28 protein-coding genes and 1 tRNA gene are annotated in these 26,311 nt (G+C 43.4%); 8 read left to right on the top strand and 21 right to left on the bottom strand.

Features of this window, described 5'->3' with window-relative positions; all coding sequences use genetic code 11:
* The first annotated feature begins 16 nt into the window (after positions 1–16).
* From WH95_RS00355 to WH95_RS00365, 3 genes are all read left to right on the top strand, one after another.
* Positions 17–676 (top strand): GntR family transcriptional regulator, encoded by a 660-nt coding sequence (locus WH95_RS00355; RefSeq protein WP_046501535.1) that lies wholly within the window; start codon positions 17–19, stop codon positions 674–676.
* 38 nt (positions 677–714) lie between these two features.
* Positions 715–2,226 (top strand): malonate--CoA ligase, encoded by a 1,512-nt coding sequence (locus WH95_RS00360; RefSeq protein ID WP_046501538.1) that lies wholly within the window; start codon positions 715–717, stop codon positions 2,224–2,226.
* Between the two features lie 178 nt (positions 2,227–2,404).
* Positions 2,405–3,796 carry an HD-GYP domain-containing protein gene (locus WH95_RS00365; RefSeq protein WP_046501540.1) on the top strand — a complete coding sequence of 464 codons (1,392 nt, stop codon included), beginning with the start codon at positions 2,405–2,407 and terminating at the stop codon, positions 3,794–3,796.
* 128 nt (positions 3,797–3,924) lie between these two features.
* Here WH95_RS00365 and WH95_RS00370 read toward each other — a convergent pair whose 3' ends face one another.
* From WH95_RS00370 to gstA, 3 genes are all read right to left on the bottom strand, one after another.
* Positions 3,925–4,131, bottom strand: a complete 207-nt coding sequence (locus tag WH95_RS00370; RefSeq protein ID WP_046501541.1) for a tautomerase family protein — start codon at positions 4,129–4,131, stop codon at positions 3,925–3,927.
* 42 nt (positions 4,132–4,173) lie between these two features.
* Positions 4,174–4,578 carry a nuclear transport factor 2 family protein gene (locus WH95_RS00375; protein ID WP_046501543.1) on the bottom strand — a complete coding sequence of 135 codons (405 nt, stop codon included), beginning with the start codon at positions 4,576–4,578 and terminating at the stop codon, positions 4,174–4,176.
* A gap of 82 nt (positions 4,579–4,660) precedes the next feature.
* Positions 4,661–5,272, bottom strand: a complete 612-nt coding sequence (gstA, locus tag WH95_RS00380; RefSeq protein ID WP_046501546.1) for a glutathione transferase GstA — start codon at positions 5,270–5,272, stop codon at positions 4,661–4,663.
* Positions 5,273–5,457: 185 nt separating this feature from the next.
* On the opposite strand from gstA, the gene WH95_RS00385 reads away from it, so the two are divergent.
* Positions 5,458–5,811 (top strand): winged helix-turn-helix transcriptional regulator, encoded by a 354-nt coding sequence (locus WH95_RS00385; RefSeq protein ID WP_046501549.1) that lies wholly within the window; start codon positions 5,458–5,460, stop codon positions 5,809–5,811.
* A gap of 14 nt (positions 5,812–5,825) precedes the next feature.
* Here WH95_RS00385 and WH95_RS00390 read toward each other — a convergent pair whose 3' ends face one another.
* Entirely contained in the window at positions 5,826–6,773 is a 948-nt protein-coding gene (locus WH95_RS00390; RefSeq protein WP_046501552.1) for a glycosyl hydrolase family 18 protein, read from the bottom strand.
* Between the two features lie 356 nt (positions 6,774–7,129).
* Here WH95_RS00390 and WH95_RS00395 point away from each other — a divergent pair, with 356 nt between their 5' ends.
* Positions 7,130–8,035, top strand: coding sequence for a DMT family transporter (locus WH95_RS00395; RefSeq protein ID WP_046501554.1), 906 nt, complete (start codon positions 7,130–7,132; stop codon positions 8,033–8,035).
* A 27-nt stretch (positions 8,036–8,062) separates the two neighbouring features.
* Here WH95_RS00395 and WH95_RS00400 read toward each other — a convergent pair whose 3' ends face one another.
* The 5 genes from WH95_RS00400 to WH95_RS00420 all read right to left on the bottom strand — a co-directional run bounded on the left by WH95_RS00400 (position 8,063) and on the right by WH95_RS00420 (position 12,100).
* Positions 8,063–8,665: a paraquat-inducible protein A gene (locus WH95_RS00400; protein WP_052741653.1), complete on the bottom strand. Its 603-nt coding sequence runs from the start codon at positions 8,663–8,665 to the stop codon at positions 8,063–8,065.
* Between the two features lie 404 nt (positions 8,666–9,069).
* Entirely contained in the window at positions 9,070–9,864 is a 795-nt protein-coding gene (locus tag WH95_RS20220) for a substrate-binding periplasmic protein (protein ID WP_052741654.1), read from the bottom strand.
* A gap of 147 nt (positions 9,865–10,011) precedes the next feature.
* Positions 10,012–10,407 (bottom strand): ABC transporter permease subunit, encoded by a 396-nt coding sequence (locus WH95_RS00410; RefSeq protein ID WP_052741655.1) that lies wholly within the window; start codon positions 10,405–10,407, stop codon positions 10,012–10,014.
* A 35-nt stretch (positions 10,408–10,442) separates the two neighbouring features.
* Positions 10,443–11,159 carry an ABC transporter permease gene (locus tag WH95_RS00415; RefSeq protein ID WP_052741656.1) on the bottom strand — a complete coding sequence of 239 codons (717 nt, stop codon included), beginning with the start codon at positions 11,157–11,159 and terminating at the stop codon, positions 10,443–10,445.
* 182 nt (positions 11,160–11,341) lie between these two features.
* Positions 11,342–12,100 (bottom strand): transporter substrate-binding domain-containing protein, encoded by a 759-nt coding sequence (locus WH95_RS00420; protein WP_046501556.1) that lies wholly within the window; start codon positions 12,098–12,100, stop codon positions 11,342–11,344.
* Between the two features lie 265 nt (positions 12,101–12,365).
* Here WH95_RS00420 and WH95_RS00425 point away from each other — a divergent pair, with 265 nt between their 5' ends.
* Entirely contained in the window at positions 12,366–13,277 is a 912-nt protein-coding gene (locus WH95_RS00425; RefSeq protein ID WP_082113912.1) for a LysR family transcriptional regulator, read from the top strand.
* Positions 13,278–13,422: 145 nt separating this feature from the next.
* Here the strand turns inward: WH95_RS00425 and WH95_RS00430 are convergent.
* A tRNA-Ser gene (locus tag WH95_RS00430) sits at positions 13,423–13,513 on the bottom strand.
* A 274-nt stretch (positions 13,514–13,787) separates the two neighbouring features.
* Here WH95_RS00430 and WH95_RS00435 point away from each other — a divergent pair.
* Together WH95_RS00435 and WH95_RS00440 are read left to right on the top strand one after the other, a co-directional pair.
* Positions 13,788–14,678 (top strand): AraC family transcriptional regulator, encoded by an 891-nt coding sequence (locus tag WH95_RS00435; RefSeq protein WP_046501562.1) that lies wholly within the window; start codon positions 13,788–13,790, stop codon positions 14,676–14,678.
* A 112-nt stretch (positions 14,679–14,790) separates the two neighbouring features.
* Positions 14,791–15,081: a hypothetical protein gene (locus WH95_RS00440; RefSeq protein WP_046501564.1), complete on the top strand. Its 291-nt coding sequence runs from the start codon at positions 14,791–14,793 to the stop codon at positions 15,079–15,081.
* Between the two features lie 95 nt (positions 15,082–15,176).
* Here the strand turns inward: WH95_RS00440 and WH95_RS21405 are convergent, their stop codons facing one another.
* From WH95_RS21405 to WH95_RS00495, 11 genes are all read right to left on the bottom strand, one after another.
* Complete coding sequence (locus tag WH95_RS21405; protein WP_052741658.1) at positions 15,177–15,599, bottom strand: DUF1353 domain-containing protein; 423 nt, start codon at positions 15,597–15,599, stop codon at positions 15,177–15,179.
* Entirely contained in the window at positions 15,592–15,792 is a 201-nt protein-coding gene (locus WH95_RS00450; RefSeq protein WP_046501566.1) for a hypothetical protein, read from the bottom strand. The genes WH95_RS21405 and WH95_RS00450 overlap by 8 nt, the downstream gene beginning before the upstream one ends.
* The gene (locus WH95_RS00455; protein WP_046501568.1) at positions 15,789–16,106 is read right to left on the bottom strand and encodes a hypothetical protein; all 318 of its coding nucleotides are present in this window, start codon (positions 16,104–16,106) and stop codon (positions 15,789–15,791) included. The genes WH95_RS00450 and WH95_RS00455 overlap by 4 nt, the downstream gene beginning before the upstream one ends.
* A 10-nt stretch (positions 16,107–16,116) precedes the next feature.
* Positions 16,117–16,491, bottom strand: coding sequence for a D-Ala-D-Ala carboxypeptidase family metallohydrolase (locus tag WH95_RS00460; RefSeq protein WP_046501570.1), 375 nt, complete (start codon positions 16,489–16,491; stop codon positions 16,117–16,119).
* A complete protein-coding gene (locus WH95_RS00465; protein ID WP_046501573.1) occupies positions 16,481–16,684 on the bottom strand; it encodes a hypothetical protein in 204 nt (67 codons plus the stop codon). The genes WH95_RS00460 and WH95_RS00465 overlap by 11 nt, the downstream gene beginning before the upstream one ends.
* Positions 16,681–17,223, bottom strand: a complete 543-nt coding sequence (locus WH95_RS00470) for a hypothetical protein (protein ID WP_046501575.1) — start codon at positions 17,221–17,223, stop codon at positions 16,681–16,683. Before WH95_RS00470 ends, WH95_RS00465 begins: the two co-directional genes overlap by 4 nt.
* 2 nt (positions 17,224–17,225) lie before the next feature.
* Positions 17,226–20,702 carry a DUF7483 domain-containing protein gene (locus WH95_RS00475; protein WP_046501577.1) on the bottom strand — a complete coding sequence of 1,159 codons (3,477 nt, stop codon included), beginning with the start codon at positions 20,700–20,702 and terminating at the stop codon, positions 17,226–17,228.
* Positions 20,699–21,607, bottom strand: a complete 909-nt coding sequence (locus tag WH95_RS00480) for a hypothetical protein (RefSeq protein ID WP_046501580.1) — start codon at positions 21,605–21,607, stop codon at positions 20,699–20,701. Before WH95_RS00480 ends, WH95_RS00475 begins: the two co-directional genes overlap by 4 nt.
* 116 nt (positions 21,608–21,723) lie before the next feature.
* The gene (locus tag WH95_RS00485) at positions 21,724–24,807 is read right to left on the bottom strand and encodes a hypothetical protein (RefSeq protein ID WP_046501581.1); all 3,084 of its coding nucleotides are present in this window, start codon (positions 24,805–24,807) and stop codon (positions 21,724–21,726) included.
* 133 nt (positions 24,808–24,940) lie between these two features.
* Positions 24,941–25,771, bottom strand: coding sequence for a hypothetical protein (locus tag WH95_RS00490; RefSeq protein ID WP_046501583.1), 831 nt, complete (start codon positions 25,769–25,771; stop codon positions 24,941–24,943).
* Positions 25,746–26,270, bottom strand: a complete 525-nt coding sequence (locus WH95_RS00495; RefSeq protein WP_162199363.1) for a hypothetical protein — start codon at positions 26,268–26,270, stop codon at positions 25,746–25,748. Before WH95_RS00495 ends, WH95_RS00490 begins: the two co-directional genes overlap by 26 nt.
* Positions 26,271–26,311: the final 41 nt, after the last annotated feature.

Consider the following 26,311-nt stretch of genomic DNA (forward strand, 5'->3'; position numbering starts at 1 on the left):
TCTGCGCGTGGCGAACATGTCGTCAAATGACTTGAGAAGACAGCTTGAGCATGAAATTGTCCTGGGGGAGATTGTTCCAGGCACACGTTTAGACGAAGTGGCATTAACTGAACGATTTGGCGTCTCGCGAACACCTGTACGAGAAGCCCTTCAACAGCTAAACATGATGCAGTTGGTTGAAATTCGCCCCAGACGCGGTGCCTTTGTGAAGAAAATGAGCCTGAGAGAGCTGGTGGACATGTTCGAAGTTATGGCCGAACTGGAAGGAACCTGTGGTAAACTGGCGGCGGATCGCATGACTGATGAAGAGCGTGACAGATTGAAAGAACTGCACCTCGTCGCAGAACCTTTGGTCTCTGACCGAAACTATGACAGCTATTACAAAGCCAACGTCGCTTTTCACGAAGCCATATACAAAGGAAGTCACAACGACTTTCTGAGCGAACAAACAAAAAACCTGCGCAACCGTCTAACACCCTATCGACGCCTTCAACTACGCCAGAGCAACCGTCTCAATAATTCATTTCAGGAACACGCCGAAATTACAGACGCCATTATAAAAGGCAACAAGGAACTGGCCGAGCAGCTTTTAGGAAAGCATGTGACAGTCCAACAAGGATCATTCAACGATTTCCTTGCCAGTTTGCCCATGGATATCATCGATCAAACAGCCTGATATTCCCCCAATAGATACATTCTTCGCCGAGCTTATTTATGTCTAAAAACCTTTACGCCCTTTTTCAATCGCGCTTTCCCCAAGATATGTCAGCGGATTTTATTAAATCCCCTGACGGACGTAACCTGAGTTACCAAGAACTGGATCAACAAACAGCTCAAATGGCTGGGGCCCTTATCGCGCTGGGCACAAAAACTGGCGACCGTATCGCCGTACAAGTGGACAAGACAAAAGAAGCTGTTGTTCTCTATCTGGCCTGTTTACGCGTAGGTGCTGTATATCTGCCCTTGAATACTGCCTATACAGCCGACGAACTTGATTATTTCATGGGGGATGCCAGACCACACATTATGGTTTGTACCCCCGAGAAGCACAAAAACCTTAGCCCTGTAGCACAAAAAAATTCTGTTTCTCATTTACTAACACTGGGAAGCAAAGCAACAGGCAGCTTGATGGATCAATTCCAGCGTGCAACCCCACACATTGAAATTGCAGATGTTACAGGGGATGATCTCGCCGCGATCCTGTATACATCCGGAACAACCGGACGATCCAAAGGCGCAATGTTAAGCCATGATAATCTGGCCAGTAACGCAACAGTCTTGCATAAATATTGGGGATGGGTGCCCGACGATATTCTTTTACACGCCCTACCCATATTTCATGTTCATGGTCTCTTTGTCGCAATCCACTGTGTGCTGATGAACGGTTCCGGCATGTGGTTTCTACCAAAGTTTGACGCAGCAGAAATGATCGCCCTCATCCCAAAAAGCACTGTCATGATGGGGGTTCCAACCTTTTATACCCGATTACTGGATCAACCGGAATTCGATCGATCTACCTGTCAGAACATGCGGTTATTTATCTCTGGCTCGGCACCTTTGCTGGAAGATACCTTTGTCCGTTTTGAAAAACTGACAGGCATGACGATACTCGAACGTTATGGCATGACAGAAGCTGGTATGATTACATCCAATCCCCTTAACGGGGACCGCATCGCCGGTACTGTTGGCTACCCCTTGCCGGGGGTTGAAGCCCGGTTGTCGACAGAAACATCAAACCAAGACGCAGGCGTACTTGAAATCAAAGGGCCAAACGTTTTTAAGGGCTATTGGAAAATGCCCGAAAAAACAGCCGAAGAGTTTACGCCCGATGGATATTTCATAACTGGTGACATTGCCACTATTTCAGCGGACGACCGCGTTGCCATTGTCGGTCGCGCCAAGGATCTGATCATCAGCGGCGGATACAATGTCTATCCCAAAGAAATCGAACAAGTTATTGATGCCATAGACGGTGTAAAGGAATCTGCTGTTATTGGGGTGCAACATCCAGATTTTGGTGAGGCCGTCGTTGCCGTAATTGTTGCCGACAACACAAAGAACATTGATCAAGAGGACGTAACAGCAAACCTCAAGGGGCAACTTGCCCGCTTTAAACAGCCTAAAAACATATTTTTTACTGATGAACTTCCCCGTAATACCATGGGAAAGGTACAAAAGAATGTTCTGCGACAAGACTATGCCGATCTGTATAAAGAAGTAAATTAGGCGTTATCCCAAAGCTCATATTTGATAAAACAAAGGCCTAAACTACTTTAGCCACCGTTAATCAGGTCCGTTCCCATCAAAAAAATAAACCTTAACTTAATTCATACAGGGTTATTTTACTGCGTCATTATTATTAACCCATGGCCAGTATATGAATATACCAAAGCAGAATACAGACATGTCAAACAGTCTGCATTTATCAGAATTGGTCAGTGCAATCAGTACTGCCCTGGACATGACCGAAGGACAGCCCATCGGTCATTGTGTCCGCAGTTGCTGGATTGGCATTCATATAGGGCAAGAAATTGGTCTTCGTGATCAGGATATTTCTGATCTGTATTACATGATACTACTGAAAGATCTGGGATGTAGCAGTAATGCAGCCCGCATTTGTCAGCTTTATCTGACCGATGATCAAAAATTCAAACACGATTTCAAAAAAATAAATGGCAGCCTGCCACAAGCTTTACGATTTGTACTTTCCCACACCGGATTGCAAGCCAGCCTGAGCGAACGCTTTCAGGCAATTATCAAGATATTGCAAGATGGAGGGGAAATTGCGAAAGAGCTGATCGAAACCCGTTGCCACCGCGGGGCTGAAATTGCCTTAAAGATGCGTTTCTCACAAAAAGTTGCCGAGGGTATTTTAAATCTGGATGAACGCTGGAATGGCACGGGCTTGCCTTCGGGGGTTTCCGGTGATGACATACCCGTCTTTTCCCGAATTGCCCTGTTATCCCAAGTGGTTGATGTATTTCATACTTCTGAGGGTCGCCATGCTGCGTTGGAAGAGGTTAAATCCAGATCAGGAACATGGTTCGAACCCGATATGGTTAAAGCCTTTGAGAAAGTTGCATCCAAGGATGAATTCTGGGAGACAATCAAAGATCCCGATCTGGAAAATATAATTCAGGATCTGGTCTTTCCAACCCATGACATAACCGTCGACGAAGATTATCTGGACGATATCGCAAGTGCCTTTGCCAAGGTTATTGACGCAAAAAGCCCCTTTACCCACGGGCATAGCGAAAGGGTTATGGGCTATAGTGATTTAATCGCACAACAAATGGGTGTTCCCTATCACAAGAGACGTTGGTTAAGACGTGCCGCCCTTTTGCATGACATCGGTAAACTGGGTATCAGCAACAGTATTCTTGATAAACCTGGCAAGCTTACAGACGAAGAATTTGCAATAATAAAGATGCATCCGGTTTTTTCCGTCAATATCCTTAAAAACATTATCGCATTTGCAGACATATCCCCCATCGCCGGGGGGCATCACGAACGATTGGACGGCAAGGGTTATCCGCATGGGTTAAACGATAATGAAATAGATATGGATACCAGAATTGTTACCGTCGCCGATATCTTTGATGCCCTTACAGCTGATCGTCCCTATCGCGCAGCAATGCCGGTAGAAAAAGCCATTTCAATCATGGATGAAATGGTGGACAGCGCAATTGATTCCCAGTGTTACAAGGCTTTGAAATCCGTCATTCAAGAAGTTTCAGCACTCAATACATCACTACAAGAAACACTTGCAAAGGTTGGCATAAAAGAAACGGCCTGAGCCAGGGGAAATACCTCTAACAGAGAAAATAACAGAAACAGTCCTTATGACCTATTAAACGCCAGGATTTTACGAAATCTCAAAGGACCATTTCTGTTCACTTTTGCTTTTTCAAACAGATTTTAGTGTCAGGAAGAATGAAGCTTCCTATATTCATCGACCTGTAACCCGCCGATACCCCAGTCTTCTAGTGCAACTTCATTAATAACAACAAAGGTTGTATTAGGGTCTTTGTCCAATACTTCCTGTAAAAGGTCGGTTACCCCTTTGATCAATTTAGCCTTCTGTTCCTTTGTTACACCTTCATCAGTCACTTTTATATTTACGTACGGCATAATTATTCACCCTGTAAGTTGTTAAAATTAATATTAAAGATCTCAAGTAAGATTTTTGATTTCAAAATCAAATACTTTAGAAATAATTTTCCACTCACCCTCCAGGGGGCCATCCTGGGGATCATCCACGAAAATCAGTGTCAGGAAATCGTTAAAAATCTTCTCTCCGATTGCGCAATTTAAATGGACAAATGCCGTGGTATCACCAGCAAACCGAATAGAGAGTATTTGATCTTGCCGTCTTTCACCACGACTGGCCGGTGACGGTCTTTTTTCAACAATCGGGAAATATTCTTCCATTGTTAAATAAACAAGTGGCGGATCCGTAGCACAGACGTAATGCGCCTTTGGATGAAAGACTTTTTTCAACCGATCTGTATCGCTGTGATAAAGGCCATCAAAATAAACCTGAATGGTATTTACAACGGCTTGATAATCCTTGGGCATCCTCTTGATCTCTTTTATAATTTTATATCAGTCAACAAATAGGTGCCTGTCCCAAGAACAGGACAGGCACAACCATTCCAGATCAATTAAGCAAACCTTCGGCTGCAAGGGCCGTCTGGGTCTTTTCCCGTGATGCTACCCGATTTACAAAAGCAGCGAGGTTCGGAACGCTATCCATGTTGATGCCCACAAAATTTGACCAGTTACTAACAACAAAGAGATAAGCGTCAGCAACGGAAAAGGTATCCCCCAACAGATACTTACGACCATCTGAGAGAATTTTTTCAAAGTGGGCCATTTTCTTTGCGACATTCTCTTCCGCTGGCTGCCGTGCATCCCCCTCGGCATTACCGGAAAAGAAAGGGCCAAATGCTTTGTGCAGCTCTGAAGAAATAAAATTAAGGTGTTCTTGAAGTCTGGCGCGTTCCACTGACCCTGTTGCAGGTGTCAGGCCTGATTCCGGTTTTTGATCAGCTAAAAATTGAAGGATCGCGGCTCCCTCGGTTAAAACCTCGCCATTATCCAGCCTAAGTGCTGGAACGTATCCATTTGGATTAACAAGCCGAAAATCTTCACCGCTTTCAGTTTGTTTGATATCTGTATCGACTTTTTCAATATCAAAATCATGTCCCAATTCTTGTAAAATAATATGAGACGCCAAAGAACATGCACCTGGTTTATAATAAAGTTTCATAGGATCTTTCCTCAATAAAATGGTTTGTGACAACCAAGGAGGTAAGTTCATTAGTTACTTTTATAAACCATATGATATTATGATACTTAATTATATAGTTTCACCAAGGTAACTCGGTTTCCTTTTGGTAACGGATGAATATAAAACGTTAATGAACATAATTAGCCGGACCGGAGAGCACCAACATGGCTTTGAAAATGCGGAAAAACCAAAGCGGAGATGTCCCCTACAACTGCCCACTATCAGAGTGTATGGCTATTCTTGGTGGTGCCTGGACCACGAACCTGATCTGGTTCTTATCTGGCGGTCCCCGCCGTTTTAGTGAGCTAAAAAACGACTTAGAGGGGATTTCAGCAAAAATGCTTACGACACGGCTAAAAGAACTGGAAAGCAAGATGGTTGTGGATCGAAAAGTTTTACCAACATCGCCGCCGTCTGTTGAATACAGCCTGACCGAGTTGGGAACAGAACTGGTTCCCGCGATCAATGCAATTGTCGAGGTTGGTCATAAAATCAAAGTACGAAACGGAAAACTATAAATCAAAAAAGACGATTATTGAGACAATGCCCTGCCGACCTCGCCATTCCAAGCACGATGATCCTGGGTATGCGTTGAAAATTGCCACCCGGCGATACCCCCAAATAAGTCGCCGAATTCACTGCTCAGCGGTATGATAATTTTCTTGATGATATCTTCAGGTGGCACATGACCGCTAAAGGCATCGGCTTTATAGACGGGCTTGCCTATGACAATTTTTTCACTCGGCCAGGCCAAGGCTCCATTTTTAGCAACCAACCCACGATAAGAAGTGCTATAGACCTTCTTTCCTGTTCCAACGACCTTTGTTACCACCGGGTCGTCTTGTCCAGGGTTATTGTAATACTGTACAGTTATCCAATCGATTTCCTCTGCCGATGCTTTCAATATCTCTAGATAGGGCCCTCCGTGCCATTCCGGGTTTAAATACGGAGATTGCGGCGCATGGCTGATAGAAAACTTGGGGGTAGGCAGTTCGTGCCGTAAAGCCTTGGTGAATTTTATCAAAAAATCTTTTCCATCAGCAACTCCCACCTTTCGTTTTTTATAGAGCATTTCACTTGCTTCAAAATCAAGATCCACACCATCCAGTTGTTTTTGCCGAACATACCGACCAATAGCAGAAGCCAGTTCACTTTCTCGGCCGACAAAACGTTTATAATCTTCTGCCTTGGCCAAGCCACCGCCAAAAGAAATCAATACCTTCATCCCCTTCCGCTGTAAAATCTTCACACTCTCCCATTGACCATCTATCTTGGCAGGGGGCCGGAGAACAATTCTGTTTTCTTGATCAATTTCCGCATTCAAAAAGGATAGAATGACATGAGTATATTCAAATTTTGCAGCCTCTGCTAAAGCGGAAGCATCGCTATTATAATAAATGATAAAACGCGGCTTTGCCTCAACAGAAAAATAACCTGTAAAGAATGTAATCAGAAAAAGTACGAACGTTCTTTTTACCATAAAGACAAATCCCACCCCCGAATAGGTATCAACCTGAATAGGTATCAATAAGAACCCCAACGAACACGAAGCATGCCATATCCAATAGAACAGAGTAAATTATCAATGTTTAAGCTGGTGGTTTTATTCACAATGCATGCGAAGCCTGATGACACTTATTTAATGACCTAACGAAAAGAAAACATTTGCGAACTTTTTTACAGACGTTTTTTGTGTTTCTAAATTACACAAAAAAACTTTGAGCTTGTACTATTTCAAAAGCGGAAAGCTTATTAAAGCAAGAAACGGATAGTTATATTTATCAATCTCGCTATAAGTTATGATCAGACATTGAACCATCCGGCAGACAAAGCAATATGAACACATCTATCAATACCACCATGGGTACCAGTGAATGGATCATGCTAGTTGTCCTGTCTATTTTATGGGGTGGTTCATTTTTCTTTGTTGGTGTTGCGGTATCCGATCTGCCGCCCTTTACGATTGTTACTATTCGTGTTGGATTGGCTGCAATAGCCCTATGGACCGTTATCTTTGCCCTTAAGATGCCCGTACCCACAACGATAAAGGCATGGCAAGCCCTTATATTCATGGGATTATTGAATAACGTAATCCCCTTTACGCTCATCGTATGGGGACAATTTTACATTCCCTCTGGTTTGGCATCAATTCTGAACGCAACGACGCCCCTCTTCGCAGTCATCGTTGCGACGCTTTTTTTGCCAGATGAAAAAGCAACCATATTAAAGATATCAGGCGTTATTGTCGGCTTTTTTGGTGTTGTTCTCATGTTTGGATTGCCAGAAGACAACCAAAACTTCCTTGCTCAACTGGCTATTTTGGGTGCAACACTAACCTATGCAGTCGCAGGGGTTTTTGGGCGACGGTTCAAAGCAATGGCTATAAATCCAATCGTAACAGCCGCGGGACAGGTCACAGGTGCAACACTGCTCCTTTTCCCAATAGCATACATAATCGACGGGGTCCCCTCTATAGATATCATTTCGAATGAAACGTGGATATCCCTTGTTGCGCTTGCCCTACTTTCAACAGCTGTTGCCTATATTCTTTATTTTAAGATTTTGGAACGGGCAGGTGCAACCAATCTATTGCTTGTTACCTTACTTGTTCCTGTTTCCGCTATCTTACTCGGCACGATATTTTTGGATGAGAAACTTGAAATTTCTCATTTTATCGGCATGACCTTTATTGCCATTGGATTGTCCGCAATTGACGGAAGACTTTGGAAAAAATTCAGATAATAGAATATCAAAAAAACAAGGATTGGATTATCTGCTATCAGTTAATTTATCAATCGACCTTTTGAGCAGAATAACAGCCAGCATGGAACAGATGACCGAGGTACCAAAATAATACATCCCCGGTTGTGAGGTTGCATTTGCCATCCCGGATGATTTTGCGGAAATGACAATCATGCCGACAATAAAAACATCAAGCATACTCCATTTTCCCAAAATATCGATAAGCTTCACAGCCCGATGTACGGATTTGTGACCAACAGCACGCGCACGCCAAATGTAATTAGCAACCAGAATTTTAATCGTGGGAAAAATCACCGAGAAAAGAAGAATAATAATCGCAATAAGATACTCACCACTATTGACCAACTGATCAATGGCCCCGGAAATAGAGATAAGGTCTTCAAAAAGGAAAAATTTTTCAACTCGTAAAATGGGAATGGTTAACCCGGCAAACAAAGTAATTAACGCCACGATCAGCAAAACGGGAACAAGTCGAACAAGACCAGATGATCGTTTGGAAAGTGAGTTTTCGGCCCGCTTGAAGGTAAAAAGCAGATGCCACCAGCGAAGGCTTTCATGCTCTGAAGACCAGAACCGCTGCGCCTGTTTCAGAAGTCTAATTTCCTTCATGGAATTTCCCGGAAAATCAGATGCACGATCTTGTCCAGATCAAAAACCCCAGATCAAAAACCATTGATGAACCAGCCTATGGCCCGGGGCAACAATACCCAGGCCAAGCCTTTATCCAATATCAATAACGCGTATTTTTATAATTTGAATCCCGGTCACGACGCCTTACACGTACAGGCACAACGGCCCGCGCAGGTTCAGATGAAACGGTAAAGGTTCGTAGGATCGAAAGGATCAAAGCAGATAACATAAATAAATCTATTCCTAGTTTTTTTTGTTACCTTCTTATTTAGGCTTTTCCGCCTTCCCGATCAACTTTAATTCAGAAATAAAACTTAATTAGCTTAAAAATTTTGATTGCTTAAAATAAGCCCCTGAGATCCAGAATAAACCTAATGCCCAAACTAATTTATTAAATCCACTATTTGAGTATGCTCTTTTAAAAATGTTTCTTTAATTTCTAATATCTTACCGCTCTCAGATAAATCAGCCAGAGTATCATTAAACTGAGCCACTAGCTTTTCGGATCTGTCAAATCCTCTGGGAAAAATAATATATCCATAATCTGTGCTGATTGTTCTTTCCAATTCAACAATCTCGTCAAACCTTTCTGTAAGTACTTCCCGACGAAAAATATCTGCAACAAAAACATCTTCTACAAAAAAATCGGCACGTCCGTTTAAAATCATCAACCAGCAACTTTTAATATAAGGCGTACGAACCCGTTTAATTTTCCCTTCCGCATGAAGTTTGTCCAATTCAGGTAAGCCACCATAATGATGAGGCAGACACTCTCTTAACCCCAGCAGATCAAGTGAACTATTGTACACAATGCCGGAATCTCTGCGCACATAAACGTGGCTTCTCCATTCTATTATTGGGTCGCTATAATGGAATTCATTTACACGTTCTTCTGTTAATAAATAGGGATATGTAGCAGCATATGTCCCCTTTTTTGAAAGAACATACCCACGTTTCCAGGGTAAATAATCAACCGTAAAATCATACCCCATTTCACGAATAACCAACTCTACGATTTCAGAAACTATCCCACCACCCGGTATATTTTGGGTCGTAAAGGGAGGGTACTCACCCGTCGTCAATCGCAGCTCATCAGCGCTTGTGCGATTATAAATAATTCCGGTCAGCACGAGAAAAGCTATAACAACGAGAACTCGCTTATATAAATTTCTCAACATGAAAGTTTCCTAGCATATAGTGTCTGAAATAATCCCTGTTCAATTATTTCTAAGCAGTCTGACCTGCTCCCCAATGTGTACTCATTTATAAGTTAGCTGTGTTTCTGTTTTGGTCCACTGTTGACTTGGTAGCATATTCATTTGGTGTCAGCCCCTTAAGGCTGGTGTGAGGCCTTTGGGAACAGCCTGATAAGCCCCACGCATTATCTCTGCGGTGAAGGCACAATTTACAATTGAAAGGGTAAGGATTGCGCACCAAAAGGCTTCCCGCAGTAAAGGCCAGGCCACTGAGCTACGCAACCATTCAAACTGCCCAAGCCCATAATACACGATATAGAGCTGTACTAATAACGGGATACCACGAATTGCATAGGATACAAATCGTGCTGGGCGATTGATTACAGCCTTATCATGGATTTGCAAAGCAAATAGCCCAACGGCAAGAACAAAGCCAATGCTGATGCTAGAGAAAAACAACGTTAGCGTCATCCCTATGCCAGAAAGCAGCTCGGGAAAAATGTTGATGAATATATCTATGTCCATAAGGGATCCCTTCCCCCCAATTTACCCGATTACAATTACTTCGGATGGCTCCAGCGGCGTTGACGCATTTCCACATGGCTGATGACAAGGTTCGACACATGAGCCAAAGCCAAAAACAACAAGCCAACCACAGCATAAAAAACAAAAGGTTGTCCGGTTGCCCCTGCCCCTACATTAGCAACACGCACCATATCCGACAGACCAATCACACTGATTAGTGCCGTTTCCTTAACTGTAGTAACCCATAGATTTCCCAAGGGCGGCAAAGCGATCCTTAGCATCTGTGGCGCAATCACCAAAACGAAGGCCTTAACCGGCCGAAGCCCCAGTGCAGCAGCACATTCAGACTGCCCCCTTGGCACAGCCCCCCAGGCGGCTCTTAGTATCTCGACAGCAAAACCACCAGAAACAAAACCCAAAGCCAGAATTCCAGCCGTAAAAGCATCAAAATCAACCCGGGAGCCATACCCCAATAATTTCGCGAACGTGGTTATCAGCGCACCACCCCCATAATAAATAAAAAGGATCAGCAAAATTTCAGGGACACCCCGCACGCATTCCACATAAGCAATAGAGATATAACGACTGATGCGCCCTCCCCTAACCTGAGCAACAGCGCCAAGGCTCCCGAGGACAAGAGCTAGAACAAAGCCACAAATGGCCAAAAGACAGGTGGTAACAAGCGCATGACCGAACTGCTGCGCCCAACCTGCTATTTCTGGAGATAAAAAAGTGTTAAACAGATCTACCATCTTATGAGACAAACTAACTTGTGATTAATCGCAAGGGGAAAAGGAGTGCACCTACCTAGATAGATGCACCCAGGGATGGACCGCGAAACACTCTGAGGCCAAACATAATCTGGTCGAGGTCTGGCGTCATAAGATTTCTGGATCAACATCAAGGGGGATAATGACGAGAATATTTCCTGGCTCTAATCGTAAGAGCCAATACCCCATTTTTGTGCAATCTCGGCGTACTGCCCAGTTTTGCGAACATGCGCAAGAGCTTCATTAAACATTGCAATTAGCTTATCGTCTTCCAAACGAGATGCCATGCCTAAGCCGTTTATGTTCACAGGACCGCCAACAAATTTGAACTTATCGCCAGCGTCCGTTTTAAAAATCTTCTTCTGAGCAACTGTATCTGAGAGAACAATAGCATCAACACGTTGTGCCTTCAGATCGGAAATAATAGCTTCGGTAGAGGGATAAAGCTTTAGATCAGCAGTTCCACCATAGTAAATTTTTAGATAGTTCAATTCAGTCGTTGCTTCCTGTACACCGATGGTTTTCCCAGCCATAGCTTCTGGTGAGGTATCTGCATCAGCAGATTTTGGTATCACCCATCGCGAAGGTGCACGGGCATAAACATCAGAAAAGAGAACCTGCTTTTTACGCTCATCTGTAATGCCCATAGCACCAATGATGATGTCAAACTTGCCTGCTTGCAAAGCGGGAATTATACCTGACCATTCCTGCGCTACAAAACTGCACTTAATTTCCAGATAATCACACATGGCATGAGAAAGGTCGATGTCAAACCCCTGAACAGATCCATCCGCAGCGGTTGAATTGAATGGTGGATAACCAGCCTCATTCCCAATAACAACTTCTTTCCAGTCCTTAGCACTTACAGATGCAGAAATCATCATAGCTGACAAAGCGACTAGGCCTACAAACTTTTTATACATAATTTTCCTCCATATTAGAGTCTGTCCTTAGGGTATTCTTATTTTTTAGGCCTTTATCGACCTTTATAATAAGAAGAACTTACCAGTGCTTTTAAGGAGAAATGTAGAACCGATGATGAATATCATTATGCATTTATGTATATCCATATTATATTAAAATACAGACATATGTGCGATTACCGCCAAAACCCGCAACTAACATGTTGATAAATAGATCATTTTCTCTATCTCTAAATTAAACACAAACATAAATAAAAGTGAGTTCATGAGCAGGCTACTCAATATCGATTGGAATGATGTCGCAACTTTCGTCACCGTTGCGCAAACAGGAAACTTGTCTGTAGCCTCTAAATCCATGCATATCTCACAACCGACAATCGGTCGCCGTATTGCCAGACTGGAAGAACGCATTGATTTAATTCTCTTCCACAAGGGCCCTACGGGATATGATTTAACACCCGCAGGCAAAGAGATCCTGCCAACAGCACTTAAAATCATTGATGAGCAGTTTAATTTTCAACGAGAGATAAAAAAAACAAAAGAAATTATGCAGCCCACTCTGCGGATTTTTAGCGGAGAATGGATGACACCTTTAATTGCAGATATTCTGCCCGAAATAAATAAATTGGCCGGAAAAGATCTCAATGTACTCATCGAAACAGGACGCCAACCTACCCAAGATGCCATTTTACCAAATGACATCGTGATTATGAACGACCCCGTTGATCTCAATAGCTTTGTTCTTCGTCGTTTAGGGCAAGCACCTTATGCAGTATTTGGAAGCCAGAACTATCTTGATCAACACCCTGAATCTTCTAAAGAACGGCGTTATGAAGAGGGACACTGGGCTATAGTTAATCAATTAACACAGCTAGGCGAAGCTGCTGTGACCAATTATGAATGGGGTTACCCTGAACTCGGGCCAAATACCACTATTTATCGTAGCACCAGCGTACTTTCTATGATGACCCTGCTAAAACAAGGTAAAGCAATGGGTTTTGTTCCACTCTTTATTGGTTCTAAAACCAAGGACTTGATACAGTTTTCGGATGAAATACAGAGCTTGGAACACACTTACTGGCTAGTTTATCGTAGCGATAGCCCGTATATTGATCAGGTCAAAAAAATAACAGCTGTGTTATCAGAGCATTTAGTCGATAGTTTACATATTACATAACGTGATAGGCGGAAATAATAGCCTTGTTATCAACAATGGCTTTTATCATAAAAAACGAGAAAACGTTATTTTGAATATTCCGTGTAAAAATCATCAAAAAAGTAGAAACCATCAAAAAAAGCGCTTGGAAGCGCTATTTTTGTTATGGCGGAGAGTGAGGGATTCGAACCCTCGATACGCGATTAACGTATACTCCCTTAGCAGGGGAGCGCCTTCAGCCACTCGGCCAACTCTCCACAATCTGTGAACAGCCGAATTACTAAGGTCTTACATCAAATCTGTAAAGTGAAAAAATACAGAAAAATGTACTTTCTAACAAAGTACGCAGGAACAGGGGCGTTAGAGCGTACCAGAAACATGTATAGGTAGAGAAGATCGATTCTAATTATGGCGAATGCCTTTAGCCTAAAACTTCATAGCTAAATACAAAAAATTCTTATAAAAATCAGACGACGCCTTTTCAAAAGCAGACACTACAACCAAAGCATCAGAGGACGCGACAACCAAAAGATGGTGTTAGTAACACAACAAGACATACTCGTTCTACCTCAGGCACTACACAGTTTCCCAGAAGCTACCTGCCTTATGGAATATAGGAAAAGTGCTATTTTCTATAAGGACTTAAAAAGAGATCTGCTCGATGTAGAATTTTACTGCAACTCCCCGTGTTTTATTTACGCTGAACAGGGAAAAGAGAAAATAACGTCCTCTGAAGAAGATGCAATCATCATTGACGCAGGCACAATAACATTCTTACCTTACGGCAGAAACTTACACAGTGACTACGTTAGAACATCAGGACAATTAAAAGCTTTTCTGCTATTTCTCGATGAAGATGTCATCAAAGACTTTATTGCTGATCACAATCACAAAACTAAAAATAAAACAAAGTATGAAAACAAATTTCTAAATGTGAACAGTAACACATTACTGGATCAATATTTTCAATCCCTCAAGATTTTCGAAACACAACGTTTCACATCAAAAGGATTGTTAAAGAGCAAATTATTGGAATTTTTACACCTGCTAACTCTTAGCAACCCAGAAGTAGATTTTGCATCATTGATTGGTTTGCAAAAATCAAGATCAGAAAAGCGCAATGTCAGACGCTTATTGCAAAAACCTTCACATCTAAAACTCAACATAGCTGATTTAGCAAGACTTTCAGGCAGAAGCCTGTCAAGTTTCAACCGCGATTTCCGAGCAACATACAACATGCCCCCCAAGCAATGGCTAAAAAAACGGCGCCTATCATACGCAGAAAAACTCTTACGCAGAAAAGACCTGACGATAACAGAAATTGCTTTTGATATCGGGTACGAAAATGTTTCACATTTCATAAAGTCCTTTAAAGACACCTATGGAATGACACCCAAGCAATACCAAGATTTTATAGCTTAAGGAGGCCCTTAAAATTAAATGAAATAAAAACAGTATTATTGGCATTTCCAAGGTAGTTTGTTTTTTTCATTGGCCTAATCTCTTCATTACTAACTAAATGGAGTAAGGCAAAATGCCAATCAAAGTAACTTTAAACTGTCAGCTTAATGCCGAAAAAACAGATGAATTAATTATTTTCTTACAGCAAAATTTGCCAAATGTGCGTAATTTCCATGGCAACAAACGTGTAGAGATATTTTTTGATAGGGCAAAAAAAGAAATGCTGATTGATGAGGATTGGAAGTCCGTCGAAGATCATCAAAAATATATCAAATATATTACTGACAACGGAATTATGGCCAATTTAATTAGTTATTTTCTTGAGCCACCATCAGTCAAATATTTTAATTACCAGGACCTCTAAAATTAAAGGTGACATTCGCGAGAACAAAGCAAGAGTGTCACCTTTTTAGATATGATCGCCCCTACGTCAATTATCAGGCAGCGGCATCCCTTTTATCAATCATCATCGTCCCAAGCTGGTTGCCCACCAAGCCTGACTGCGATATAAGCCGCCCATCGTTTGAGCCATGGCATCCGGTCTTGCTCTGCCACGATCCGCAAAATCGCATCAGCAACAGCGCGTGAACCTTCCCGGCTGGCATAAAGTAGATCATGTAAAGTGGCGGCCCGAAAAAACCGTGCATCGGCACGAGGAATAAACCACCACAACGCACGAGGAACACTTGCCCCGTCGTAATTAAATCCACCCGGCACAATCACGTCCATTCCTCTTGGCCCTGTAATCTTATGCTCACAAGCAGCCGTAAAGGGATTGTCGGGATCTTCGGGCGATACCCAGACCAGCACCGCCCCCGGTGGACGCGATGCCTTGATCTGGGCCAGATCGTATTCAGGTGTGAACTCATACACCTTAGCCATTGTTTTTACCTGTGGATTTTCCCGCTGCTTCCCAAGCTGCCCAGGCATCATCTAACTTTGCGGCAATGGCCGGCCACTCGGCGCGGATTTGTTCCGGCGTCTTGTCACCATTTTGAACGGCCTTGATTGATTTGAAGGCAAAGACCCCAATTTCAATAAGCGCGTTTACTGTTGCGATTGTTGCCGGGTTCATGATTCAACACCTTTCTTTACAGTCAGAAGGATAAAAGCCGTTTCCTGCAAAGTGGTCAGTGCAGACTGATAATCTGTCACCTCACCAGAACAGAGCTTCACAGTGGATGGCATCAGGTCAGAAACGGTCTTGATCGTTTCTTCTGACAACTCCCCCGCCGCTCGATAACCCGCGAGCACACGTACTGTAGAGATAATGCCCTCACAGGTAATTTGTACTTGCTGTTCAGCACTCAGGCGATTGCCACCCGGTGTCGTACAGGCAGACACAAAAAAAGCCGCTACAAGAGCGACCGTCATCAGTATGTTTTTCATAATAACTTTCCTAATAACTCCATGACGCAGGGCGATATGCGTAGGGGTGGCCCTCGTCTATGTGAATGAAAGTCTTAGCAACCCCGATACCCTTAAAACGCATGTCGCTAATGGTGGTAAGTAGATCGTAACGCCGTGCTTTCAGCGGAACGATATCTGCGGCAAGTCCCAATGAATGCGCGCCGGGCCGCTTCTTGTTTTTTTCGACCGGATGATTCCGGCACCGAAAGCCGCTCGTAATCCGCATTGGCCCGACAAAATTACGAAGCTCTTGCAGCTTTGCCATAAACTCCGGGTTCATATCCGCACGGCCGTTACATTGACCACACTTACAGGCAAATTCGTATGCCGAGAAGTTAGGGTAATCTGACCAGTTAAGGGGCATCCTCGTTCCTCCGCTTCACTTCCAGATATTCCTGTCGGGCTTTAGCGATACGAAAGGCCAGCAAGGCAAGCCCCCCAACACCGATACAGACAGCAACACCTGTATTGAAATAATGAAGCCACAAGGGAGTAGATACGGCTGTAATACCGATAAATTTATCGAGGTTTTCTCCTCTTAGAAATGCATCAATCATGCCTTACCCCAATTCGCATCATCAAAGACATCGATATTAGCCAACTCTTTATCGGGCAACGACTTCAAGAGATTTGATTGTTGCCGTATAGCTTTAATTTGATGTTTTATTCCCTTGAGAACTGTTACTTCGTTATCCTCTGCATTACTCAAATCTCTAAAGTTTCTAATTTCGATTAACTCTATTGCACGCTCTAGTTTTTTGAGTGGTACAACCTCGTCGATACGACGAGCAGTTTCATTGTTGATTTCAACACGCTTCTGACTTGCGATTTGTTCAACAGCTTTATCCTGCAAAGACTGCGTAATAACCCATTCGTCCCCGACCACGGCACCGCCATCATCAATAACAAATTGATAAGGATTGGGGCTGGCTTTTACGGTCAGGACAGCCCGAAGCTTGGCCCCATCATTCAAATCAAACGGCAATCTTTGAGGAACCTGATTGTTCCCCACAAGACCGCATTTTTTAGCCAGTCCCGGCGTCCAAGCACTGACAGAAGAAATAAGGACCCCATTTTTCTCAATTGCATATTTCATGATTAATTCCCCAAGATAGCCGGAAGGTTGCCGCCACCCGCTACGTCTGCGATGGCAAAGCCAATGTATGTTCCACCGCTTGCATTGTGGGTATTCGCTGTTCCACGGATTTTGAAACCATTTGCTGTTATATCAATGTCACGCGTAGAACTAGAACTCTCGGCGTTACTCAGATCTGCATACAAGCCAGTATTGACAGGGTTAAATTCGTTCCGTTCACAATCGTAAATCAACCAACTACGCGAAGCATTAGTTTGCTTGAACAAAATCCATCGTGGCTTAAATCCGCAGACGACATTAGGCCCGTCACCAGAACCGGTGCCTGTGTATTGGAAGACTTTAGATAAGCTCGCAACAGACCGGACACAAAAAGCTACAAAATTTTCCGAATTAAGATTAAGTACGGATCCAGCATTTCCCCCTGTATTAAGCACAGTCGCGCCGATGACGCCGTTATGGATATTAGCACTACCGTCAGACAATAAACCGTTTGCTCCGTCCAATATTAGGTAATGCCCCAACGCAAGCGTCATGCCAATGTTGTTTGTATATACGTACCTGGAGCCGACAAAACTTCTAGGTGTCACGATTACCAAATCAGGTGTGTCCGGCAAGCCATGGCCAACAGTCATTCCCGCAGTGCCGTCGGCTGTGTAAATCACTAATGACATAAAGCCAGAACTATCAACAATAACTTGTGATGGGATCGTACCGTCGTTGTTAGTGACTTCCGTGCCGTCGTTACCAAAAATCCAGTCAACAAAGTTATTGCCATTGTTGTTCAGCCCGTTGCGGTCACCTATAAAAATCTGCCCATCGTTGAAGGCTTTAACGCTATCTACCCTAGTTGCTTCAGCACTTGCTAGGCTTGAGTACAATTCTTTTCCTGCCCCGCGAAGCCTGTCTTGCAAAATGTGTTCGTTCGAGGCAGTTCTGTTCTTAGTCCAAATCAAACCCGTCTTATCGAAAGGGGTGAGAATTATAGCATCTGCACCTGTTCCGGTTCGTAGATTCACATCAAACTTGTCACGTCCGTGGTGTTGGGGTGTTTCAAGGTTTGAGCTTTTGATTTCTTTGAAATCTGTGGGTGGCGTATAGGCAAATGGTTTTTGGCCAAAGTTTATGTCCCAGATGTTTGATCCGGCGGCTGAACTCACTTGACCAACCGCTGCCACGTAACTTAACCCTGCTGTTACAGGGAACTTTCCGCGGGAAACATTATTCTTGAAAAACTCAATCTCATTGGCATCAAAATCAAGTGCGATACCGATCACATCGCCTGTTGTATATGTGGCACCGCTAGCACCGCCGGAACCATTTGAATAAACCTGTCCGTTGTACCCATAATAACCAAAGGTGTTTTGGTTTCCGTACCAAGAACCAGAGAGAGTTTGACCATCTGCAATAATACCCACCGCACCTTGGTTTGGGCTGGCCCCGCCGGATATTGTGACTTCCCAATACCATTTACCGGAAGACATCGTCAGGGAACTTTCCGCATTTCGTGTGACGCCGGAAGCAGATAACCGTGTACCACCGTGACTAATTCCTAATGCTCCGTTTCTGATTTGGGCCAAAATAGGATAAGGATCACCTGGTGTATCTGTTAGCTGATCGTCTGATGTGATTCCCGTCGGTGTCCAGGTTACGAGATTACCCGCTTTTATTTCTCCTATCTGTCCACCATTTTCAAACAACAGCTGCCCACCGTTAGGACCGTACTCAAGATGTTCGCCATCACTTTGCGGAGCTCGTAGCGTATCAAAACCTACATGAGCAGGACCAACAAAACCAGTAGGTGGTGTCTCCTTCCAAGGGCTATCACCAAAGTTAAGCAAGACCCCCGTGTCATAGGAATTCACCATAACCCGATAAGCAGTGTCGGTGATGGTATGACCACCTGTCCCCGTCGCAGGATTGCCGTCCTGCCAAATACCATCGGCTCCCATCCAGAACTTGTTATCGTCAAGATCAACAGCAAAGGTCAAAGTCTGTGATGCAGTTCCAGATACAAATGTTCCTATGTTCGCACCACCTTTAAAAGCGATAAGACTGTTACCTTGATACAGCCCGATACTCTCGACTATGCCGCCAACAAATTCCTCGTTACCTGAATAGCCCTCATTACCAACTTGGGCGATGCCGACAGCATTTGAATTGGATGGATTTTCCAACTCGGCTTCAAAGTATATTTTCCCGGAAGACAAAACAAAATTGCTGTACGCCCCGATAAATGACGCACCTGTCGCGCTATTCCGAAGCCCCCGTTCAGAAAGAACACCGGGTGTTGAGCCGCTCGTTGGTAGAAGCTTACACCGTTTCAAGTCCGACTTTGCGGGTTCTTTAAGCGGACCATAACCCGCTACCGGGTATTTATAATCGGCCTGTCCAAAGTTGACCTTGGCTCCACTTAAACTGTGTATGGTATTGTATAGCCTGACATCGCCATACTGAATTGTTATCCCCCCGCCACCCGACGTAGGGTCTCCAACTTGAGAAACACCGTCGAGAGAGTAATAAAATTTACGAGAGGTCAGATTTAACTGTATTGAAATAATCTGTCCGATTGCAGGTGCTGGACTTTGCAACAAACCACTCTCGACACCATTATTATTTTCAATAAAAGCGTTACCCCCAGCATAAATACCCGTTGGAGTGTTATAATTTGACCAAGCCCCCGTATTGGATGAATCATCATCAGGCCCCACAAAAATCTGTAAATTACCTGTATCAAGCAGTTCGTACTCAACTTGAATTAAACCAGTGGATGGCAATACATCGGAATAAATACTATCCCATGACGCATGATCGCGCTCTACGTATTGACCTTTATCCAGTATCTTGGTGAGAGTGCTTTGTGGACTGTTTTTATGTAATGCCAAGAACCGCTCTTGCTGTCCCTCGGTCGTGAACTTCTTGGTCGTGGTAATGACGTTGTTACCAAAAGGCACATTCTGTGTTCTATAGTTGATCATTTCTTGTGGCGTCAGAACTTCGCCATCAAGAAGCACGAAATCAGATAGAACATGCTCTCCTTCACCAATCTGCATGGCGGTACCAGCTAAGTTCACACCCACAGCCGCATTTTGTGTAGGGGGTGTTTGCGTATCCCACAGGTCAATTTCTTCGTCGTTCACAACCATCTTGATTGTTCTGGCCACGGTATCAACGGCAAGCCCCAGGAACATCCATTCGGTATCACGGAATTTTCTGGTTGTGTGATAAGCCCCAACTGCGGACGTGCCATTCCAGCGCAGGGTGTCATCTGTATCAAAATACCAATAACAATAAGTCCCGCCGGAAAAGATGTAATGCAGTCCTCCCAATTGGGTGCGACGCACGTTACACATAACCGTAAATTGGCGTTGATTACCTGAAACCGTGGGGGTGTAAGTCAGCTTTTTTCCCACAGATAGTGCCAAGGAATTTGAAAGATCGTTGCGCCAACGACTATCAGTACCTGAATAAAGTGCTCTCATTCCAGCACCTCCAGAGCTACACGGGCAACACCATTTACCGTAGACATATGCATGATGGTAATCACCCCGTTCCCCACACCGAATGATCCCTTAACATAATCAAAGCTGGAAATATCCAACACTCCGGCTGTCGGTCCATTGGTTACCCAGACATCAACCGAATTGTTATTAACCTTGTCGGCAGTAATAACCCCATCACCATTATTGGTCATGGATGTCAGGAATGTCTTGGTCAGATCAATCACGGGGTTGTCTGTCGTATTGCCATATGAATTGACTGTGGTCGGATAACTCACGCCCAGAATTCTGGATAAATTGGTCAAAAGAACCTGATCTGTCCCGGTCAAAACCGAAAAATCATGGGTGTGTGCCTGGCCTGTATCATTGGCAAGATTGATCAAATCCTGAACCGTCGACATCAAGGTGCTAAAACCAACTGATGACATCACCAGCTTACCATTTTCATCATAGTACGGCACCTCATTGGGCACCGGTGCCGGGAACTGCAGTTCGTCACCGGAATAGGCAATGGGTAGTTTAATCGCCCGGCCGATCTGTACATCCTGTTCCTGATTTTGAATGGTCAACAGATCAACAGCTGTCTCAATAACATCGGCGGGCATACCATCTGACACAGCAAGGTCAGTCTGCTGCTCCAACGGCGTCGCCCCGAGCACAGTAACCGTATCCCCCGTAGCAGGAGCATTAGTAAGCGTAACAGAACCCCCATTTTCGGCTCCTGCACCACTTATTTGCGAAGGCGTCACAAAGCTTTCAGCGCCGCCTGAAGTTGTCACCACAACCTTCAAGTGGTTATCAGCAAGAAACTTGAAGGGCACAGCAAAAGTTACCGTAGAGCCATCCCCGGTGTAAGAAGCTCTCCGCGGTGTCGCAGAAATAGTCATGTCAAATTTTCCCAATAAAAAAACCTCCGCTAAAAAGCAGAGGTTGAGACCTGTTTATCCAAGAACGATTATAGGTAATGAATCAGAGACGAACAATTCATCATAACAAACTGATTTTAATGCACGAAAGAAGATATCTTAGGAGTCAAAATAGGTGAAAGTGTTCCTGCTAGCCAAGTTTTATTTGTAATATTTTCTGTAGCTCCCTGCCAAATTTCAGCATTGGGATCATTGTAAAGACCAGCGATCAGTGCATTCACGCCACCTTCGACCGCATCGGTTAAAAGCTGAGTTCCTTGATTTTTCATAATTTCATCAACGGGTATACCTGTTTTCTCAGAAATCATGATTACATTGCCAATTACTCGGTTTGCAAACCACTTCTTAGCAGGTTCAGGCAAAGCTTTTACCAGTTTATCGACCTTTATCGCTTCGATTGCCAAGCCTGTTGCAGCACCGGTAAGAATAGCAGCGGACTTTTCCTTTGCGCTAGCTTGATTGTTGACAGCTCGTATTTTCTGCTTGTGCGCTCCCTCCCCTGCTGCGACGACAGCCATCATAGGAGCACTAACCGAACTAATACCAATTTTAGTTAAAACTTCGCCTGTATCATACGCAAGATCGGTAACCCAATGCTGTTGATCTGGCTTAAGGTATTCCGAGAAATTAGTAATTTCCCCTCCAACGTCTTGAAGCCCTTTTGATAAAGCTTTAGACGGATCTAACATCCAACCAAGTTGATTTTCTTCTAAAAAGGTTGAAAGTACTTCAGGCACGATCACCTTCTGAAATTGTTCCTCAGAAATCACCCCCGAATTAAGCATCATTATAACTGGCGACAAAGCAGGAAACAAAGAAGCCTCAATCGCTCCCGGCGCTAACTCATCAACGGCTTCAATGATATCCCCTACTCCGCTCACAGCAGAGCCGACCACGTTAACTCCTCCAGCAAAAAACGCAGACGTAATGTCATCAAGCCCCGGAAAATCTTGCTGACTAATATCAGGAGGGCTTATTACTCCTTGGACAGCAAGCTTACCCATAATAGCTGCCACTTCAGCGTGTTCTAAAGGTCTAGGTCCCGTAAAACGAGTGCTATGTTGCTTTCTACTTTTGAGTTCTTTTTCAACAGCGTCATAAACTGTAACAAGCGCCTTATCAAAGTTATCTTTTTTATTAAGGTTATACCCACTGGAAACCACATCCTTTATAATGGAAAAGTTTATTTTTTCCTCACCAGTAGGATGCTTGGACAACATTTTTTTCATTCTGATAATGTCATCTTCAATATACTTATTGGTACCAAGAAAAGGATCGCTGTTATTAAGTTTATCTGGCTCCTCATGCCAGGTTGTTAAAAATCGAGACACTGCACTATTATGTATTGCATCATCTTTTTTATAGTCACTTAAACCACCTTGATCGTTTTTGCTTTTCTGGATTGCATGAACAATTCTTTCCTGCTGCCCGTTAGCAACCTCAATTGATTGATCCTTAACAATAGAATCCTCGTGTTTTTTTACTGCATCAAGTATTCTCTCTTGTTGTGCACTTCTTAATAAAATCGAATCATCTTCTGTTTGATCGACAAAACTATTATCCTCATCCCCGTGCACAGGCTGAAGCACCTCACCATTGGCGACCATGTTATTGGCAATTTTCTCAATCTCAAAAGGTCCGGCGGGTTCTTTGTGCGTTCCGTTATATTCATCAATTCTTTCATCAAGTTGAATTCGGAAATCTACAAAATCTGGGCGACTAAACTCTTCTTGCCCGCTCCTTCCCGTAATTTTCTCCCAAGTCTTCTGCGCCAAACGTTCACGCAATTTAAAACTGGCAACAGCACGAGGATCCGGCTCATTTTTCTGCATAGCCATAACCTCACCGATTTGCTTTGGAGTTAGATCCTTAAAGTAATGAGATAAATCATAGTCTGGAAAAGCTTCAGGATCAGCGACTTGTAACGCTTTGAGTTTGTGTAGGGTACGTAAACCTTGAACACGCCTAAACTTAACATCAGAAGAGAAATCGTTTTCAACTGCGTTCATCTGATCAGCATATTCTGCTATCTGATTTCGATCTATTTCAGCTAAATCCAGAGAAAGGTCATTAACATTGATGTTACCCTTATTTTCAACAAGATAATTCCATGCCGAATAACGCTGTCCCTTTAGTCTTTCTCTTTGCTCTTTAGCTTGAAGGCGTCGTTCATTTCGCCAGAGAAGAGCCGCCTCCTCACCCACGAACTGATCTGGATAATATTCCAACGTTCTAAACAAATCTTCTTCGGAAAGCCCCGCAGAATAAATATTATCCAGAAGCTTCGTGGCCTCGTTACGTACAATTCCTTTAGAGGCGATGGATTGAAAATATCCCTTATCTTCGCTACCGACATATTCATCAATGTTGATGGCCGTCCCTGTTGCGGGGTCAACGCCATCCAGCAACAATTGTAAGGCTTCATAATTTCCCTGCTTGGCGTGTCCCTGAAGCGCAAAGGTCAGCAAACTTTTTCGTGCTTCCCTGCTTTTTCCAACAGCGGCCTCACGCCCCATTCCTGGCGCCAGATCATTGATATTACTATCAATAACGATAATGGCATCCGTCAGAGTATCCGGATTATTAACAACACCGGAACCATACTTTTCAATGTGGCGATCAACAGTCGTATGAATTTTCTCTTTGATGATTTGCTGCTTGAAAGCCCTGAGAGACTGCAGATCAAAACGAGCCTTTTCGTCAAACCGCTGACTAAAGGCGGCGGCCTCATCTTCATCTTTGAAATTCTGCCGCGCCATCTGATCAGTTTTCATATCTGCATAGGCCGAATTGATTTCTTCATCAATTTTGGATGGTGAACTGTCGGTGAAACCGAGCTGCTCCTTTATCCCCTGATAAAGACCAGAAGCAAATTCGGACATTTCTTCATAAAGGTCGATATCACGCAGCTTTTCCTGCATAAAATCAGATGCGTCCCTCAAATCTGATTTCACGCCTTCGATAAAACCTTCACCTTCTGGGCTCTCAAGACGATCAATATCATCAACAGCGGCCTCCTGTGCTGCTTTTTTTTCCTTCTGATCTTTTTCATGAACCGCTTTTGCAAGCCTGGAAATACCGCTCGTAACAGTACCAATGTTTTCATCTGGAAGCTGAAATCGAACCGTAGCAGGGGCTCGACTATCAGGAATATTTGGCATTTTCGATAACCTTTAAGCTTGAACCCACTGAAACTTGGGCAAAAAAATAGATCCAGCAATTCTGCTTGGATCCAAAGAAAAAACTAAAGAGATAGGGGGAGCAATGCTTACAGAGATATTAGATCATTGCTATTTACTGTGTCCGTAACAGTTCATTGTTTGAAAAATTATTCAAAAATCCGGCCACATTGTTTTCTATATCAACATCAGGATTATCTATTTGAGGTTTCGTGAAACCTTGTCGCATACGCTCTGATAAGATTTCATCCGTATCAATGGCATCTTCAGGATCCTTTAAAAGAGTATGAGAAGATGATGAATTCTTACGATCAATGCTTTTCTCAGACACTGTCTCATCAGGCCCAAGAGCACCAGTCAGACGGTCATGAAGTATTGATCTCTCAATTTTATCACCGATTATCTTCTTGTGTGATGGAACCATTCGCAGGCTGTCACTCTTTTGGTAAGACTGAACCCAACTCTTTATTCTTCTATCCGCAAAACCCCAAACATCTTCGGCGTACTTTAAATTTTTCTCTCTCAGATTACCTGTGCCGATGCCCACAGTACGAATATGGTAATTTCCATCTTTCACGACGATAGAACGCTGTACCAACCCTGGATCAAGAAGGTGCAAGTTTGTTGTATAATTTGTCACAATACCGGAGTGAGCCGAGGAATGCTTTACAAACCCTGGCCCAGCAAAATTTCCATACTTTGGCCCTAGTGGTGTTGCAAAGGTCGCCAACGCTGCGGATACAATTTCCTGGTCAACATCTTTGGCTGAAATACCAAGATCATGTAAAAAGCCGTATTCATGATAATCCTCATGGCTCTTTTTAATATCAATGATGTCTTCACCAAGCGTATCGAAAAAGTTATCCTGATCAATCGTGACAGGACCATATTCATCCGTGAAAAAAGTTGCAGTGCCATCGTTATTTAACTGCCATTTGTCTGACATTCGCGTTTGTCCCTTTATGGTAAAATCTTAAATAAACAGCTGCACCAATCAACGCTTCAACCAAATTTCTAATAAAACCTTTCACCCAGATTTCATACCCGCAAGCTGTTCGAACATAATCAACAATAGCCACGCAATCCCTAGTGCTGTACCCAAAGCTTGAAGTACCTTCACGCGGATGCATAAAATCAAACAGGCTATAAATATCATATGAAATGAAGCAGATAACAAATAGCAGATATGTCCAAATAATCCGTTTCACTTTAAAGAAATTCAGGACCAATCCCCCTAGGAGAACGGGCAAATTTGACGGGATATGATAGAGAATTAAATAAAGTGAAAACTTTATGACTAACTCCAGAGCTCTGTCCAGAAGTAGAGTTACCTTTTGCGGGTTCGCTTCATCTATCAAAGTAAAGTCATAATAAAGCTTATCAATAAATTCATACGCAAAGGTCAGAAAAAAAAGAACCAGCATAGAAATAACAAAAGCTTTCAATACCCGCTTGAATTCTATTCCCTTAAAACGTGACTGAATAG

Source organism: Kiloniella litopenaei, assembly GCF_000982415.1.
In the GTDB taxonomy this organism is placed as follows: Bacteria; Pseudomonadota; Alphaproteobacteria; order Kiloniellales; family Kiloniellaceae; genus Kiloniella; species Kiloniella litopenaei.

Excerpts from the sequence above, each read along its gene's own strand:
- WH95_RS00415 (WP_052741656.1), bottom strand. The coding sequence starts at position 11,159 with ATGGTAGATCTGTTTAACACTTTTTTATCTCCAGAAATAGCAGGTTGG.
- WH95_RS00360 (WP_046501538.1), top strand. The coding sequence starts at position 715 with ATGTCTAAAAACCTTTACGCCCTTTTTCAATCGCGCTTTCCCCAAGAT.
- WH95_RS00355 (WP_046501535.1), top strand. The coding sequence starts at position 17 with ATGTCGTCAAATGACTTGAGAAGACAGCTTGAGCATGAAATTGTCCTG.
- WH95_RS00365 (WP_046501540.1), top strand. The coding sequence starts at position 2,405 with ATGTCAAACAGTCTGCATTTATCAGAATTGGTCAGTGCAATCAGTACT.
- WH95_RS00400 (WP_052741653.1), bottom strand. The coding sequence starts at position 8,665 with ATGAAGGAAATTAGACTTCTGAAACAGGCGCAGCGGTTCTGGTCTTCA.
- gstA (WP_046501546.1), bottom strand. The coding sequence starts at position 5,272 with ATGAAACTTTATTATAAACCAGGTGCATGTTCTTTGGCGTCTCATATT.
- WH95_RS00435 (WP_046501562.1), top strand. The coding sequence starts at position 13,788 with ATGGTGTTAGTAACACAACAAGACATACTCGTTCTACCTCAGGCACTA.
- WH95_RS00385 (WP_046501549.1), top strand. The coding sequence starts at position 5,458 with ATGGCTTTGAAAATGCGGAAAAACCAAAGCGGAGATGTCCCCTACAAC.
- WH95_RS00440 (WP_046501564.1), top strand. The coding sequence starts at position 14,791 with ATGCCAATCAAAGTAACTTTAAACTGTCAGCTTAATGCCGAAAAAACA.
- WH95_RS00450 (WP_046501566.1), bottom strand. The coding sequence starts at position 15,792 with ATGAACCCGGCAACAATCGCAACAGTAAACGCGCTTATTGAAATTGGG.
- WH95_RS00425 (WP_082113912.1), top strand. The coding sequence starts at position 12,366 with ATGAGCAGGCTACTCAATATCGATTGGAATGATGTCGCAACTTTCGTC.
- WH95_RS00475 (WP_046501577.1), bottom strand. The coding sequence starts at position 20,702 with ATGAGAGCACTTTATTCAGGTACTGATAGTCGTTGGCGCAACGATCTT.
- WH95_RS00375 (WP_046501543.1), bottom strand. The coding sequence starts at position 4,578 with ATGCCCAAGGATTATCAAGCCGTTGTAAATACCATTCAGGTTTATTTT.
- WH95_RS21405 (WP_052741658.1), bottom strand. The coding sequence starts at position 15,599 with ATGGCTAAGGTGTATGAGTTCACACCTGAATACGATCTGGCCCAGATC.
- WH95_RS00460 (WP_046501570.1), bottom strand. The coding sequence starts at position 16,491 with ATGCCCCTTAACTGGTCAGATTACCCTAACTTCTCGGCATACGAATTT.
- WH95_RS00465 (WP_046501573.1), bottom strand. The coding sequence starts at position 16,684 with ATGATTGATGCATTTCTAAGAGGAGAAAACCTCGATAAATTTATCGGT.
- WH95_RS00490 (WP_046501583.1), bottom strand. The coding sequence starts at position 25,771 with ATGTCAGACAAATGGCAGTTAAATAACGATGGCACTGCAACTTTTTTC.
- WH95_RS20220 (WP_052741654.1), bottom strand. The coding sequence starts at position 9,864 with ATGTTGAGAAATTTATATAAGCGAGTTCTCGTTGTTATAGCTTTTCTC.
- WH95_RS00455 (WP_046501568.1), bottom strand. The coding sequence starts at position 16,106 with ATGAAAAACATACTGATGACGGTCGCTCTTGTAGCGGCTTTTTTTGTG.
- WH95_RS00395 (WP_046501554.1), top strand. The coding sequence starts at position 7,130 with ATGAACACATCTATCAATACCACCATGGGTACCAGTGAATGGATCATG.
- WH95_RS00480 (WP_046501580.1), bottom strand. The coding sequence starts at position 21,607 with ATGACTATTTCTGCGACACCGCGGAGAGCTTCTTACACCGGGGATGGC.
- WH95_RS00420 (WP_046501556.1), bottom strand. The coding sequence starts at position 12,100 with ATGTATAAAAAGTTTGTAGGCCTAGTCGCTTTGTCAGCTATGATGATT.
- WH95_RS00485 (WP_046501581.1), bottom strand. The coding sequence starts at position 24,807 with ATGCCAAATATTCCTGATAGTCGAGCCCCTGCTACGGTTCGATTTCAG.
- WH95_RS00370 (WP_046501541.1), bottom strand. The coding sequence starts at position 4,131 with ATGCCGTACGTAAATATAAAAGTGACTGATGAAGGTGTAACAAAGGAA.
- WH95_RS00410 (WP_052741655.1), bottom strand. The coding sequence starts at position 10,407 with ATGGACATAGATATATTCATCAACATTTTTCCCGAGCTGCTTTCTGGC.
- WH95_RS00470 (WP_046501575.1), bottom strand. The coding sequence starts at position 17,223 with ATGAAATATGCAATTGAGAAAAATGGGGTCCTTATTTCTTCTGTCAGT.
- WH95_RS00390 (WP_046501552.1), bottom strand. The coding sequence starts at position 6,773 with ATGGTAAAAAGAACGTTCGTACTTTTTCTGATTACATTCTTTACAGGT.